The sequence below is a fragment of the Clostridium sp. YIM B02555 genome (genome assembly GCF_022320955.1).
Taxonomy (GTDB): Bacteria; Bacillota; Clostridia; order Clostridiales; family Clostridiaceae; genus Clostridium; species Clostridium saccharoperbutylacetonicum.
The window spans coordinates 15303-31075 of sequence record NZ_JAKJJY010000025.1 but is presented as its reverse complement, the minus strand read 5'-3'; the positions used below and the strand labels follow the sequence as shown (position 1 = coordinate 31075).

Below are 15773 nucleotides of genomic sequence, written 5' to 3'. Positions count from 1 at the left end.
CTATATGAAATCAAAATGAAGTAGGTTTAGACTATAGCTGTAACAAAATCACTTCACACAACATCATTAAGCACTGAGATACAAAATGGAACCGATAAAGCTGACGATGCCATATTTACAAAAAAACTTTTTCCAATATTAGAAAAGATGCTGCTTCTCAAAACGCCTATGATGTCGTTGAAACTATAAAATCTGTTTCATCAGTTCAGACTAGAGATTACTTTGTAAATGAATCCTCTAGTTTAGTTAATGCTTAATATCATTACCTTAATTAAATTGGAGGCCTGTTAATAGAATATACTTTATCTATGACTTTTCCAACATCATCTGGTGAAAAAAAGCACTTTAAATGTTCCGGCTGTTAAAATAGATATTACTAAAGAAGATATCAATTCACTTATGTACACTATAATTGCCAAGGATGCTTTTGTAACTAATTCTGGCAATTTAGTTAAAAAATCAGGCGTTCAAGTTACTCTAAGACATGTTACTAAATTTGACATAGCTTAGTTTAGAGATTAAAAATAGAAGCTTATCTAGGATAAGTTTCTATTTTTTTAGTTCATATTTATTTCGTTACAATTTTAATCCTTTTAAGTTAAATAATAACTTATATGTTCAACACTACAAATTGAAATTTGTAATTCATCCAAAATATGTCAATCCCATATTCCATAATTAACTACAAATACTTTTTTGTCTCCTATAATATAACATTCATGATCACTAGCATAACAACCGCCTATTTCAATAATAACTCCATCTTTAAATTCATCTAAAAAATAATTTTGCATCTCTTTGCTCATTCCATTAGACGATGTAAACCAAATAAATTCTTTCGAAAACTTATCGTATTCTACAAATCTCATTATTTTTTGCTTATAAGTAAATATATTCTTATAAAATTGCAAATCCATTAACTTTTCTCGTTCTGTTTCTAATATATTAAAAAAATCTAAACTCCATTCTTCCGAGCAGGCACAATCAAATATTTTTGCTTTAATAAAACATTCCTGAATATTATTTTTAATATACTCATAATCGAAATTTAATTCACTTATAATAATTCCAATAGGATATTTATTAAACCAATCCTCATAATTTATTTCTATATTCTTAGTATCCATTTTAATTGCAATATGTTTCAATAATTCATAATCATCAAGTAATTCTTCAATTTTATTCTTTATATATTCTTTATCCATATATTCTACTCATTCCTTTAATCATGACTCATCAATAAATTACAATTTATCTATTAGTATTATAGCATATTTTGTCAAAACCTCCTTATTAAACTTTCAAAGAACTCTTCAATACATGCATCTTTACTCTTGTCCCAAAGCCTTTCTGCATTCTTCATAAACAATTAAATCTTTAAATGCTGAAATACCTTTTTATACACAAAAAATACACCCAGTAAAGCAACCTTTATCGCATCTATATAAGGTTTTCCTCTGCCCACTTTCGTTTAGCTTCTGTAAGCTTTCGTGGTTCTTTTGGTTTGAATCCTGCAAATATATTTTTATCTGTTGTGTTACTCGTTCCAGTGCTTCTAACCCCATTCTTCTTCACCTCCATATTTTCTTCTGGGTACCCTTCTCTTCTCCAGTTTTTTAATATGCCAATGGTATACTTTATATCAGGACAATTCTTCTCAAAGCCAACATCCATAGCCATCTTAACCCACTTCACACCATGAATATCAATAGCTGCTCTAAGTGCTACATAGTCACATCCACCAACTTTACCTGTGATTTTCTCATGATATTGTATAAGTTCTAAAGCTTTGAGATTAATATCATCCTCTGAAGATTCACTTTTGGTATTATTATTTTCTAAGAGACTAGACTTACTTACATCCTCATTGCAAGTTGAACTTTTATTATTTATATCACCCAAACTATTTTCATTCTCTATCTCTTTCTTCTTATTCTTATTCTTTTTCTTAATCTCTTTCTTATTCTGTTCCATTACTGTAACGTTACAATTTGAATTTTCAGCATTACATGTAACATTACACTTTTTATCTGAGGAATCTTTGTTATTATTTTCTGTAGTATCGTTATTTTGACTTTCCTTGATATCTTGATTAATATCATTAGATGTATTTTCACCCACTTGAATATCAGCTTCATTTCCAGCTGCTTTAACAACATCACTTGCAGATGAAGCTGGTTTAATTTCTCCTTCACCATTATCATTAGCTGCTTTCTTTTTTGCTCTACATTTTGCAACTCTATTAATATTTAATTGCTTAGCCCTTTCCATCCCCTCAACATTTTGATGCTTTTCCCAATTCTTAATTTTAAAAACTTTATCTTCAGTAAGTTCAATCATTTCTAATTTTCTAAGTATTTTAAATGCATCTTTTACCTCTTCAACATTTCTATTAAATTCTATGGCCAACGTTTTAATTGTGTGTGGCATGTTTTCAGTAATGTACAAATATCCACCAAGATTTATTTTACCAGCTAAAACAATAGACCGTGCCCAAATATAATGATATAAATCCCTTTTCTCCATACTATCTATCATCTTAAGTTTAGTATCTTCATACATATTCACTTTAAATTTAACCCACATAACAACATCAGCCATAACTATTCATCTCCCACACATAAAATATTTCAAATTGCACAAGACTTTCAAAAGATGGAGTAACTCCTATTAATTTGCATGTTAAAACATAATAGTATACATACATTACTAGCAAGACACTTCTTTTTAAATTTAGCTATTATTTTTCATTTATGAAAATTTAAAATTCATTTTCCTTCTTAAATTAATGCAATAATTTTAATTTCCATATATATCTGTTTATGTTCTAATGATATTTTTTAAGCTATTCTATTTTCAATTTGCTAAACTGTACTCTGCTTTATGTCAAGTTTTCAGCAAACTTATATGCTTTAATTCCACTTTCCTCTCTTAACTATTTCAAATTCATTATTACTTTCTATTTACTTAATTGTAAATTTATTCCATTAAATTGTAAAGTACTTTTTTAATTTTTTCATTTTAATAATTTTATTTATAATTTTGATTTTTTTACATTCTCTAGTCTACGTATGTTAATAAATTCCTACCTTAAGTTGCTACTTTTCCTAGCATTTACTCTTTGAAATGATATTCATCCTGATATTTAGCTATTCAAAAAGTCCCGCTTTCATTATTTTGAATTTTGTAAAGTTGTTTTATAATTATTCATAAGAGATAAATTAATAACCCACATATAAAAACCGCTATAAATTAATAGTAAAACGTCTCTTTGACTAAGTCATACTCATCATTTGATAATATTACTGTATCATATAAATCTCTAACTAAAATGCTTTGGAAATGCCAATCGTTTACTTTTAAACAAATGCTCTTTTTAACTATTTATATACACTAAAAATAGACAGTCCAGCTTAATCATAACTGTCTATTTAATATGTCATAAAGAATTTACAAATTAAATGTAATTATATTTTATGTATCGTATCCACAAATTTCTTAAGCACCCTTTTCTTCCACATAATTTATTGAATATTTTTTTAATTTTAATAATATATCTGTTTCATCTTGGTTTACAAATTATATTGCATGCACTATACCTAAGATAAATTCAAATTACAAAATATTAATTTAAATATTTATTATAAGTTTTAATTTTCAAGGGTTACAGCCATTTATAGATATTTAAAATATCCTTTTCATTTAATAACTGCTAATTTCTTTTTTAAATTATCAGTTTCTTTAATCATTTGCCCCAATTTGTTCTTCCATTTTATAAATTAAAGTTACTAAATGCTACTTCAAATTGTTCTTTAAGTCTACTATGATACTACAAAATATGTATCAACGTATGATACCATTTGGTCTCCTAAAGTAAGATAATAATATACAGGTATTAAGTAATTTGAATAAAATAGTTTTTTCGATTCAGCCTTACTATTTTCCAAAGCTGTTATCAAGCTCTGTTGATTCCTTATGCTTATAATATAACTTTCAGCTACAAATGAAATCTCTTCTGAAAAATATATATCTGGAAAAGAATCGTTATATGTATTTTTATGATTTTCTAAGTTTGTTCTAATAATATTTAATTGTTGAATGTAATTTTCTAAATTTTTATATGTATTTTTTAGTTGTTCTTCTGTTGAACTCTCAGCTATTTCTATAACAGTTAAATTTGCTCTTATTTTTTTCATTTGTTGTAAGTTTTGAATAATATCTTCTTTACCTTTTAAATCCTCAACTTTTGGACCATATGGTGCATTTTGCCTTGTTGCTGGCTGTGCATAGGTTATATTAGTTAGAGTTAATGATATAAGTATCACGAACATTATTACACGTTTTATTTTTCTCTTCATTACTATTCAACTCCTTTTCCGTTGATTATTGTTAATTAAATCTGAAAAGATATACATATACTCTATATATCTTTTGTTATTTGCACAAATTATTCTCTATAAAAATTAACGTAAAACTTCCTAAATTTTAATTTATGAGAAAAAATTAAGACTAATATAAGAAAACAAATAAATTTCCTATATTAGTCTTTAATAAATTATTATTAAAATTACAAGGCAAACTAAGTTAAATATTTAGTTAAATGTATTTTTTATCTTTGAAATTATTGATTTCATCATCTTTTAATTCCTCAACTATTTATAATTATCATTTGTTTTAATTCTAACCTTTAGTTTATTTAAATACTTTTATACGTTCTTCTAATGGTTGGAATTTCTTTTCATCCGGCTCTGCTGTTGGCTTTCCAAATGGCATTTGCCCAATTAGCTTCCAGTTGTCGGGTATACTCCATTCTTTCTTCACATCATTTTCAATAAGCTCATTATAATGTTGCAAGGATGCTCCAAATCCTTCAATTTCAAGTGCTGTCCAAATAACAAATTGATGCATTCCACTTGCTTGCTGAGACCAGATTGGAAAATTATCTTTATACAAAGCAAAGTTTTGTTGAAGTGACTCTATTACACTACTGTCTTCAAAGAATAAAACTGTACCATACCCATTTTTAAATGAATCTATTTTTTCTTCAGTAGAACTGAATTGATCAGCTGGTACAATTTTTCTTAAAGATTCTTTTGTAATATTCCACAAATTATCATGCTGATCTCCAAGCAAGAGAACCACTCTTGCACTTTGTGAATTGAATGCTGATGGAGTATGCTTAACCGCATGCTCTATAATCTCTTTTATTCTCTCATCTGAAACTACTGTTTCCTTACTAATTCCATAATATGAACGTCTATCTGCTACTGCAGTTAAAAAATCTTTTGACATTAATCATTCCTCCTAGTTATCTAAAATATTTTTTTATTCTTTAGTAATTTATAATTCAGTAAAATCTGTGGATAATATATGAAAAGTTCTATTTAGGTGAGTTGTGTATAAGAAAAGAATAAAAAACAAATCATATTCGCCTGCATAAAATGTTCTTATATGCAGCATAGCTGCCTTTTCTAATGTGCACATTTTTCTCACATACGTTCGAAAAGGCAGATGCGTAAAAAAATCTACGGATCCACAGTCGCCTGCAATTTTTTTATTATTTCTCTTATAAATAAAATCTACTAATTTAATATTAGTTTTCTTTACTCATTTCTAAAATTAAAATGTGGGAGTTTTCTTTAGCATGGATTATAATATCTTCCTCAACTATTTCCATTCCATCACGATCCTCTAACTCAATACTGTTTATTAAAGCCTTTCCCTCTATTTGAACTAAATATGCCTGTCTTCTTTCATCAACTTGAAAATTTATCTCTTTTCCTTCCTCAAGTTCTAAAGAATAAACATTTATATCCTGATTTATTTTTATTGGTGCATCTCCATCTTTGCTTGAAACCATATGAAGCCATTTGTTTTGTCTTTTATTCCAATCAAATCTATAATCTCCATAGTTAGGTTTATAACCTTGTTTATCAGGAAAAATCCATATCTGTAAAAATCTCAATCTATCTTTTCCTAAATTGTGTTCACTATGATATACCCCTGTTCCAGCACTCATATATTGAACATGACCACGTGTTATTGTATTTTTATTCCCCATACTATCTCCATGTGTTAATTCGCCATCAACTACATATGAGATTATTTCCATGTCTCTATGAGGATGAGTATCAAATCCAGTATTAACTTCAACTAAATCATCATTTATAACTCTTAAAACTCCAAAGTTTATATTATTGGGATTATAATATTCTGCAAAGGAAAAATGAAATTTACTTCTTAACCATCCAAGATCACTCCTCCCCATATTTTTATTATCAATCTTTTTTAACATTTTGCACTCCTCCTATTTATTATTAATAACTTAATCAAAATTGTTGAATTGATATATTAAAATCTCAAAACTTACTATTGTCAACAAAAGCACTTAATTATACTTTGTTACTTTTAGTAAGTTGCTATAAATAAATTATTGCATATTTATTTTGATTCGTCAATCATATTTTGAAGTTAAATTTATAAACAGAGGAGTTTAGCATTAGTTTTGTGCACATCAGATGACTTAAGACTTTATTTTATATATAGATATCCAAATTAATAATTCAACTTATAAATGTAATATACATGCATCATTGAGAAATTATAATCGCAACACTACACTATAAATTAGATACATTTTTCTGGAAGCAGGCATGTGAAATTGAGCTGATGATGGTTATTAGTGGAAGGTTGTTCCATTTTCTGCTTGTCATAAATTTACTTTAGGAACATGCAGAAATGGGGGCAACCTTCCACTTAGAACCCATCCAGCGAAAATTTCACTAGTCCTGTGGAAGATAAATGTCTCTGATTTCGGTAATTGTTGCATAAGTATAATTCTTGCATTGTACTTTCAAGTTACATTTTGATATTGACATTTACAGCACCATTTTTGGCATGTAAAAAAATAAAGAACCTTCTATTGTAATCAAGAGAAGATTCTTTATACGCATTGTGTTATCATAAATGTTTTTTATTTTATTCAGTTCTAAGATTATTTAAATATTTTTCACTGTTATAGTTATTCTATTAATTATCAATATGAAATTATCCTCTCACGATATATTTCAGAACAATTCATTGCTTTTAGCATATTTATTACTGAATTATCATTCCAAAAGTGCATTGGATAAACTTTATCTGTATTAGTATTTTTCATAAAATAATCAAAACCTAAGTTAAACCATTCTCCTTGCCTAGGATCTAAAACTAGGAAAGCAGCGTCAAAATGTCTATTTTTTATTTTTGCTATTTCTCTCTCAAAATCTTGCAGCATATTTTCATTAAAATCTTCATCCTTGTAATTCCATACCCATAAATTTAGATCGCCAGCATGATAAATTGTCTTACCATCTACTGTAACAATAAATGCCACTCCTTCATCTGTCGAATTTAAAGTTTCTATTTTTAAATCTATAGTTTCAAGAACATCATTACTTCTCATGAATTCAATTTTTTCATAAATATCATCAGTAACCCCATGCATATTAAATAAATTCCGTCCAAAAGCCATCTTAATATCACTTGAAAAAACATACTTAATATTTGGATATTCTTTTAATAGTTCAAAAATTGACATATTAAAATGATCATGATGCATATGACTTGAAAACACATAAATTATTTTGTCTTTTTCAAACTTAGGAAGCTGTCCTTTATAATAATCAAACAATAGAACCACATTTTCAAATTCGACTGAAAAACAACTATGCTCAATATAAGTAATCTTCATCAATATCATCCTTTCTATTTTACTTAATAGCTTGCAAATACTAGTTTTTTTGTATTGCTATTTTCTAACAAGTAGTTTTTTCTATATAATTTCTCTCTTATAAGAGTTAATTCTTACATTTATTTAAATCCACATTTCCATCATTACTGTATATTTATAATATCACATCATTATATGCTCGCACAAGACTTTTAAAATTATTTTTGCAATTTTTCAAACAACCTCATTCATTTATTCTTAATTTATTTATTTTTATAAATACTTATCTGCAAATACTGAAATTTATAGTACATTCTCTTGCACTATTGATTGTGTTTTTATTTTTCATTTACACTGACTCCATTTATTTTTTAGATATTTATACACACAATTACATAATTATTATTATTTTCTTTTTTAATTAGAAAATAATTTAAAATCATCTCACTTTTAAGATATAATAAAAGAAGTAAAAATCAATTAAAATTGATTCTTACTTCTTTTATTACAGATTATTAATGAATAATTAAATATAACCCCTTGCAAAGTACTGCTAAAGCACCACCTTCAGCAAATGTAGAAAATTCACTTAGAAACTAAGCAAAAAATAAAGCAATACCTTAACTCTATTAATGTTTAGGCTTAAAAGACTATTAGAAAATTATAATCAAATACAGATAGTTTATTAGAAAAATCATTAAATTTTTATAATGAAAATTCAACTTCAAATATTGGAATTATTTTGTATAGATATCGATATATTAAATATAAAATCATCAATCATTACTTTAAAACTTTCCTTTAAATCCACTGGCGTTTGGAAATATCCATGAGAACTCAAGGACACAAACCCATGTAAAAGACTTCTCAAGGCTCTGCTTTTATGAGTTATAAATGCATTATCCTCATTATAAAATTCTAAAATTTTATGTATCATAGTATTAATTTCTTTTGATAAACGCTTTACTTCTTCATTTTCAGTACTTGGAATGTTCATATAGAGTCTATAACCACTCTTATTTTTAATAGCAAATTCTCTATATACATCTGAAAACTCTCTAATAGCATTATCACCACTTTTTCCTATTAATCTTTTCATTAACTCTGAATTTAAGTTGTTTAAAAAGTATATTGTCATTTTTATTTTAAGATCCTCTATATTTTCGTAATGATTATATAATGATGGATATTTTATATTAAGTTTTTCTGCAATTTTTGGAAAACTAATCTGGTTAAGCCCAATTTCATCAGCCAACAAAAAAGTAGTTTGAATAATTTTTTCCTTTGTTAAATTTCGCTTTTGAATCATTTTAACCTCCATTTCGCAGCAATTTTCATGCTGACACACCACATAATCTAAGTTTATCATGATAAATTATATATATCAAACAACAAACAATAGTAATAAACTATAATTTATAGTTTACAATTTATACTTTATAGTTTATTATTATATTACAGAATATTCACAATCTGGTTAATAAAGCGCAATTAACCTACTAATATAAACATTTAGTTTAAACTATTAAATATTGGAAAATAAAAATTAACATAAAAATCAAGGGGGAATTTATATTATGAGCTATAAAAATAATGAAAATGACTATGGTACACACTACACAAAATGTGCAGGCTTTGGATTTTGCGCATGTTGCAATGAATCTGTATGCATAACAAATAACGAACTCAATAATTCTATTGAAACTTTTGATTATATTGTAAATGAAAAAATTAAAACTATTCAAAGCAGAGAAGATAAAACCACTTACACTAAAGATGAGGTAATTCAAATATTAAAATCATAACAAATTTACTGTACTTCTTTACTTGATATAGTATAGTTATTTATTTAAGAGTCAAAAGAGCATAGAAATCCTACTCCAAAAGATAGATTTTTTTGCTCTTTTACAAATAGCATTTCTGATTATTTTTATATATGTTAGTTATAGCAAGTACCCTCAATATTTCAAATGCAAGAAACTAGCTACTGCAGACGTATTGAATCTGCAACAGCTTTTCTGGATTAACTTTTTCACTAATATGTAAATCTTTTTTTATAGCAACAATCCTACCTTATCTTAATACGGATTATTTCCAATCTATAGCTGTACCTAACTTTCTTGCTGTTTCAGTAACAGCATTGCAAACTGCATCACATACTTCTTCATTAAATACTGTAGGTACTATATACTCTTCATGTAATTCATCATCATTTATTAAATTAGCAATTCCTTTTGCAGCTGCAATTTTCATTTCATCACATATGTCTTTAGCTCTAGACTTTAGAGCTCCTTTGAAAATTCCTGGGAATACCAAAACATTATTAATTTGATTTGGGAAATCAGATCTTCCTGTAGCTATAACCCTAGCTCCTGCTTTTTTTGCCTCATCAGGCATGATTTCTGGAGTTGGATTAGCTAAAGCAAAAACTATGCTATCTTTATTCATGCTCTCTACCATTTCTTTAGTTAATGTGTTAGCATCTGAAACACCTATAAAGACATCAGCATTTTTAATAACATCTTCTAATTTTCCTTTTTCTAAACCTTTATTAGTAACCATTGCAATTTTTTGTTGTGGTTCATTTAATGTAGCATCACCTTCTACAACAACACCATTTATATCACATAATATTATATTTTCTACTCCAGCTGAAATTAAAAGTTTAGCTGTTGCTATACCTGAAGCACCTGCACCATTTATAACTACTTTTATTTTAGCTAAATCTTTGTCTACTATTTTTAATGCATTATATAATCCTGCTAAAACTGCAATAGCTGTTCCATGTTGATCATCATGATACACTGGTATATCAAGTATTTCTTTTAGCTTTTCTTCAATATAAAAACACTCTGGAGCTTTTATGTCTTCAAGATGTATTCCGCCAAAACCTATTGAAATATTTTTTATTGTATTTATTATATCATCTGAATCTGTAGAATCTATACAAATTGGCATTGCATCCACATTTCCAAATCTTTTAAGTAATAATGCCTTACCTTCAACTACTGGAAGTCCTGCAAGTGATCCAATATTTCCAAGACCTAGTACTGCTGTTCCATTTGTGATTACAGCAACACTTCTTCCTTTTATTGTATACTCATATGCATTTTCTTTATCTTTAGCAATTTCTAAACATGGACCTGCTATACCTGGAGTATAGGCTAATGCTAAATCCTCACCATTTCTTAATGGCATAGTTCCTACTACTTCAAGTTTACCTTTTTTCTCTTTATGTAATCTTAACGATTCTTCTTTTACATTTATACCCATATGCCAATTGAACTATTACTTTGTAATAGTTCAATTTCACCTCCCCTTCACAATTAATTTAAATTATTGCAAACCGTATTTTATATCTACTCTTCTAGTGAACAAACATACTCATCAATGGCCTGTGCTACCATTTTAGATACTCTTACAGCTTCGACTACTGTTTTTGCACCAGTTACTACATCTCCTGATGCAAATACTCCTTTTCTACTAGTTCTTCCAAATTGATCAACCTCTACTAACCCAACTCCATTAACATTTATTCCTATAGTGTTGGAAACAATGTTTGAACGAGGTCCTTGTCCAATTGCCAAAATTACTGAATCCGCTTTAAAAATAGCCTCTGTAGATTCACAGTATTCAATTTTTTTACTTCCATCAGTGCATTCTATAATTTTAGTTTGCACATATTTAATACCTTCATCAACTATTTCAATTGGGGCTTTATAAAATTCAAACTTAACACCGTCAATTTTAGCGTATTCCACTTCAATTGGTTCTGCTTCAATACTTTCAGGCCCTTCTCTATACATTATATTAACATCTGTGCAGCCATTTCTCAGAGCTGTTCTTGCAACATCCATTGCTACATTGCCTGCACCTACTATACATAATCTTTTACCTAAGTTATAGACTGATGGATTTTTTAAATAATCTATAGCATAATGAACATGTCCAAAAGTTTCACCTTTTATACCTAAATTTCTAGGTTTCCACACCCCTGTGCCAATAAATATAGCTTCATATCCATCCCTAAATATATCGTCAACAGTTATAGCCGACCCAATTAAAGTATTTGGTCTTATTTTTATTCCCATGTTTAATAATTTATCTTTTAATTTTAATAGAACAGTTTTAGGTAATCTAAATTCTGGAATTCCATACCATAAAACTCCACCAATATTATCAAGTGCTTCAAAAATAGTTATGTCATAACCTTTAGTCGCAAGCATAATAGCTATAGTAATTCCTGCCGGACCTGAACCTATTATTGCAACTTTCTTGTTAACCTTTTTTATTGTTTTATTAGTATCGAAATTTAAATAATAGTCTGATATATAGTTTTCTATTAAACTTATTTGAACTGGACTGCCTTTTCTTCCTAAAACACAATGTCCCTCGCACTGATTTTCATGCGGACATACTAGTGAACATATTACTGACAATGGATTATTTTCGAAAAGTTTTTCTCCACAGTCCATAATGTTTCCATTTAAAAGCATTTCTATAATTTCATTAATAGGGGTATTAACTGGGCAGCCTTCTTTACACATTGGCTTCTTACAATTTAAACATCTCTTAGCTTCTTCTATAATAAACCTTCCCATAAATTCTGTTCCTCCAATACCATTGTAAGTATTCCTTATAATCACTATCTTCAACTTTTAGTACAAGGGACTATATAGACTCATCAAGTTACATGCAAATATTTATAGGCTTGGTCCTGCATTTGCAATATCATCTGATACATCATTAAATTTCGCAAAATTTTTATTAAATTTTTGTGCTAATTCTTCAGCTTTTTTATCGTACTCTTCTTTATTTTCCCATAAACCTCTCGCATCAAGAAGCTCACCTGGAACATTTGGACACATTTCTGGCACAAGTACCTTAAATACTGGATGTTCATTGAATTTGACATCTTTAAACTTGTCTCCAATTACTGCATTAACCATTTCTCTTGTGTAAGAAAGATTAACTCTATTGCCTTTTCCATATGCTCCACCTACCCAGCCGGTGTTTATAAGGTAAACTTCTGCATTATTTTTATCAACTTTTTCACCTAATAATTTTGCATAAACTGCTGGATTTAAAAGCATAAATGGTTCTCCAAAACAAGCTGAGAATGTAGCTTTAGGTTCTGTTATTCCTCTTTCTGTTCCAGCTACCTTACTTGTATAACCAGACATAAAATGATACATAGCAGCTTCTTTAGTTAATTTACTTATTGGAGGCATTACCCCAAATGCATCTGCTGTTAAGAATATAATTTTATCAGGAGTGTTTCCAACACCACTAACTTCAATATTTTCTATATGATGCAATGGATAAGCTACTCTAGTATTTTCAGTAAGTGTTCCATCATTATAATCTGGAACCCCAGCTTCATTTATCACTACATTTTCAAGTAAAGCTCCTGATTTTATTGCACCATATATTTCTTTTTCCTTTTCTTTATTAAGGCCTATTGCCTTAGCATAACAGCCGCCTTCAAAATTGAATACGCCTTTATCGCACCAGCCATGCTCATCATCTCCTATAAGTTTTCTATTAGGATCTGTAGACAATGTTGTTTTTCCTGTACCTGATAATCCAAAGAAAATGACAGTTTGTCCATCTTCTCCTTTATTTGCTGAACAGTGCATTGGCAATACACCTTTTTGAGGAAGTAAGAAATTCATTACTGAAAACATAGATTTTTTTATTTCTCCTGAATAAGCTGTTCCACCTATAAGAATTATTTTCTTTGAAAAATTCATTAATACAAATGCTTCCGAATTCAACCCATCTTCAACTCCCTTAGCCTTAAAACCTGGAGCTGAAATCACGTTAAACTCTGGAATATGCTTAGAAAGTTCCTCATCAGTTGGTCTAACAAACATTTGATTTGCAAACATAGCTTGGTAAGCACATTCACATACAACTCTTATTGGAAGGGTATATTCCTTTAAAGCACCAACAAAACCATCAAATACGAATAGATCTTTTTCCTTTAAATAATCCATAACATCAGCATAAATTTTATCAAATACTTTTTCATCTATAGGTAAGTTTATTTCTCCCCAATTTATTGTGTCTTTTGTAACATCATCTTCAACAATGAATCTGTCTTTTGGAGATCTTCCTGTGTATTTTCCTGTATTTACAACTAAGGCTCCTTTATCCGATAAGGTACCTTCTCCCCTTTCGGTTGCAAACTTTGTTAGTGCTTCTACACTAATATTTCTATATAAGTTATTATATTGTTTTATATTTAGATAATTTAAATTTATACTCATCTTTGAATCTTCTCCTTAATATTTTAATATATTTTAATTCCTATGAAATTTTCTTCTCTTAATTTTCTATTAAAGTCCTTTTCATATGATTATAATTTTCTAATTCAATGTTCCTATTATTTTTATAAATTTTCTTTATTTAATCTTTTTTAAATACTCTTCCAAATCACATACTTTGTTACACATTTAGCAATGATAATTAAGAGAGATTTAGTACATTTTATATTGGATTTACATTATAAAATTATTTTATAGTAATAAATCTCTCTTATTTTTACTTGTTTATTCTACTAATTAATCACTATTACGTTAATCATCCTTGGTAAAATGCATCGATTTTATTCTTATGTTAAATTATAAACAGTTTGTGTAATATCATTAATAACACTACTTTGTATATTAATGCGAAAGGATACGTTGCTCCATAACCTATTGCCGGGTAATCACTTCCTACTGCATCAGTAGCGGCTCCAAGTCCTGGTGTTGATGTCATACCACCACAAATTGCTCCTGCTAACACCATCCAGTTTAGTTTGAATACATATCTTCCCACAATGAATCCCATTAATATTGATACTACAACAACTACTAATCCCATCATGGCTACAGTTGCACCTGAACCTCCAAATACACTAACTGCATCGTAACCATACATTAAACCAACTGTAGATAAGAAGAATCCTAATCCGATTTGTCTTACTACACCTAATACTTTGCTATCCATTCTAAAGTTAAGTGGTCCAATTTTTCCAAAGTGGCTGCAAGTAAGTGCTGCTACTAATACACCACCAGATGTTCCTAAGCTAAATTCACCTGCACCTAAGCTAAACTTGAAACTTCCTAAGAAATATCCAAGGAAACATACAAAAGCAAAAGCTATAAGATTAAATTTGCCTTCTTTAATATTTTCTGATTTTTCACTAGTTACAGCTGCTTCTTTCATTCCTTCTGCTTCTTTTTGCATTCCTGCAGCAAATTCTTCTCTTTCCTTATCCACATCAATTCTGAAAAGTTTAGGTAAGAAAACTACTGAAAGAATAATTGTTAATAATCCAAATGGAAACGCTAATGTGTGTCCTAAACTTACATCACTTTGTGCTGTCTTAATAAACTTATCTATTTGTTCCTTACTTAATTCAGGTGTATTTTCTGGTGTTAATGCACCTGATTTATCAACCATTTTTAATACTTTAGTCTTATCTTCATTAGATAATTGTTGGTATCTTGTTTCTACACTATCAGCTTGATTTTTTACTGTTTCAAGAGAAGCAGCTAATCCTGGTGAACTTGTAAGTGCACCTGTATATATACCTGATACTTGGTATGCACTATATTTATCACTTGATACAATGAATCCATATGTTGCCGCTACTCCAGTAAATGTAATAACAAAACCTATTATAAGGAATTTTAATCCATATTTTTTTAAGGCTCTTGCTATGTCTTTTCCCGTTAAAAGCCCAACTGCTGTGATAAATAGAATTAAGAAGAAATCAAAGAAATCTTTAGAAATAATTCCACCAGTCACAACTTTCTGTGCTGTCTTATATAACGCATCTCCTTCTCCTATACCTCTTGCAAAAGCAACTGCTGCCCAACCTAGTAAAAGTCCTGAAAATAAAGTTCCTGAAAGTCCAAACGAGAATTTTCCAATTTTTATTTTTCCAAACGCTAATCCTAAAAATGCTGCTGCAAATAATAATACAAATTGATTTAACGTAAAAGCTCCAATATTAAAATGCATAATAATGTTCCCCTTTCAAATTTAGAAATTTATCATATTTTTTCTT

At 28.6% G+C, this 15773-nt stretch carries 12 protein-coding genes and 2 pseudogenes; 3 read left to right on the top strand and 11 right to left on the bottom strand.

From position 1 onward, the window contains the following. The first annotated feature begins 33 nt into the window (after positions 1-33). Together L3B98_RS24380 and L3B98_RS24375 are read left to right on the top strand one after the other, a co-directional pair. Positions 34-257: pseudogene (locus tag L3B98_RS24380) on the top strand (DUF1659 domain-containing protein). Between the two features lie 33 nt (positions 258-290). Continuing rightward, positions 291-510 (top strand): annotated as a pseudogene (locus L3B98_RS24375) (DUF2922 domain-containing protein). A gap of 149 nt (positions 511-659) precedes the next feature. Here L3B98_RS24375 and L3B98_RS24370 read toward each other — a convergent pair. From L3B98_RS24370 to L3B98_RS24340, 7 genes are all read right to left on the bottom strand, one after another. Next, positions 660-1205, bottom strand: coding sequence for a hypothetical protein (locus tag L3B98_RS24370; protein ID WP_238918569.1), 546 nt, complete (start codon positions 1203-1205; stop codon positions 660-662). Between the two features lie 235 nt (positions 1206-1440). Further along, positions 1441-2601 (bottom strand): phage replisome organizer N-terminal domain-containing protein, encoded by a 1161-nt coding sequence (locus L3B98_RS24365; protein ID WP_238918568.1) that lies wholly within the window; start codon positions 2599-2601, stop codon positions 1441-1443. A 1220-nt stretch (positions 2602-3821) separates the two neighbouring features. Continuing rightward, positions 3822-4358, bottom strand: coding sequence for a hypothetical protein (locus tag L3B98_RS24360; protein WP_015393801.1), 537 nt, complete (start codon positions 4356-4358; stop codon positions 3822-3824). A gap of 334 nt (positions 4359-4692) precedes the next feature. Continuing rightward, the gene (locus tag L3B98_RS24355; RefSeq protein ID WP_238918567.1) at positions 4693-5292 is read right to left on the bottom strand and encodes a nitroreductase family protein; all 600 of its coding nucleotides are present in this window, start codon (positions 5290-5292) and stop codon (positions 4693-4695) included. Positions 5293-5593: 301 nt separating this feature from the next. Next, positions 5594-6295: a pirin family protein gene (locus tag L3B98_RS24350; RefSeq protein ID WP_238918566.1), complete on the bottom strand. Its 702-nt coding sequence runs from the start codon at positions 6293-6295 to the stop codon at positions 5594-5596. 741 nt (positions 6296-7036) lie between these two features. After that, on the bottom strand, positions 7037-7732 hold the full coding sequence (locus L3B98_RS24345; protein ID WP_077364296.1) for an MBL fold metallo-hydrolase: 696 nt from the start codon (positions 7730-7732) through the stop codon (positions 7037-7039). A gap of 703 nt (positions 7733-8435) precedes the next feature. Next, a complete protein-coding gene (locus tag L3B98_RS24340) occupies positions 8436-9020 on the bottom strand; it encodes a TetR/AcrR family transcriptional regulator (RefSeq protein ID WP_077364298.1) in 585 nt (194 codons plus the stop codon). Between the two features lie 268 nt (positions 9021-9288). Between L3B98_RS24340 and L3B98_RS24335 the strand changes: the two genes are divergently transcribed. Then, complete coding sequence (locus L3B98_RS24335; protein WP_238918565.1) at positions 9289-9516, top strand: alpha-1,2-mannosidase; 228 nt, start codon at positions 9289-9291, stop codon at positions 9514-9516. Between the two features lie 283 nt (positions 9517-9799). Here L3B98_RS24335 and L3B98_RS24330 read toward each other — a convergent pair whose 3' ends face one another. The 4 genes from L3B98_RS24330 to L3B98_RS24315 all read right to left on the bottom strand — a co-directional run bounded on the left by L3B98_RS24330 (position 9800) and on the right by L3B98_RS24315 (position 15727). Next, complete coding sequence (locus L3B98_RS24330) at positions 9800-10984, bottom strand: malic enzyme-like NAD(P)-binding protein (RefSeq protein ID WP_238918564.1); 1185 nt, start codon at positions 10982-10984, stop codon at positions 9800-9802. A gap of 86 nt (positions 10985-11070) precedes the next feature. Then, positions 11071-12312 carry an NAD(P)-dependent oxidoreductase gene (locus L3B98_RS24325; RefSeq protein WP_077364304.1) on the bottom strand — a complete coding sequence of 414 codons (1242 nt, stop codon included), beginning with the start codon at positions 12310-12312 and terminating at the stop codon, positions 11071-11073. 102 nt (positions 12313-12414) lie between these two features. Beyond that, a complete protein-coding gene (gene pckA, locus L3B98_RS24320) occupies positions 12415-13983 on the bottom strand; it encodes a phosphoenolpyruvate carboxykinase (ATP) (protein WP_238918563.1) in 1569 nt (522 codons plus the stop codon). Between the two features lie 349 nt (positions 13984-14332). Beyond that, positions 14333-15727 carry a hypothetical protein gene (locus tag L3B98_RS24315; protein ID WP_238918562.1) on the bottom strand — a complete coding sequence of 465 codons (1395 nt, stop codon included), beginning with the start codon at positions 15725-15727 and terminating at the stop codon, positions 14333-14335. Between the last annotated feature and the right edge of the window lie 46 nt (positions 15728-15773).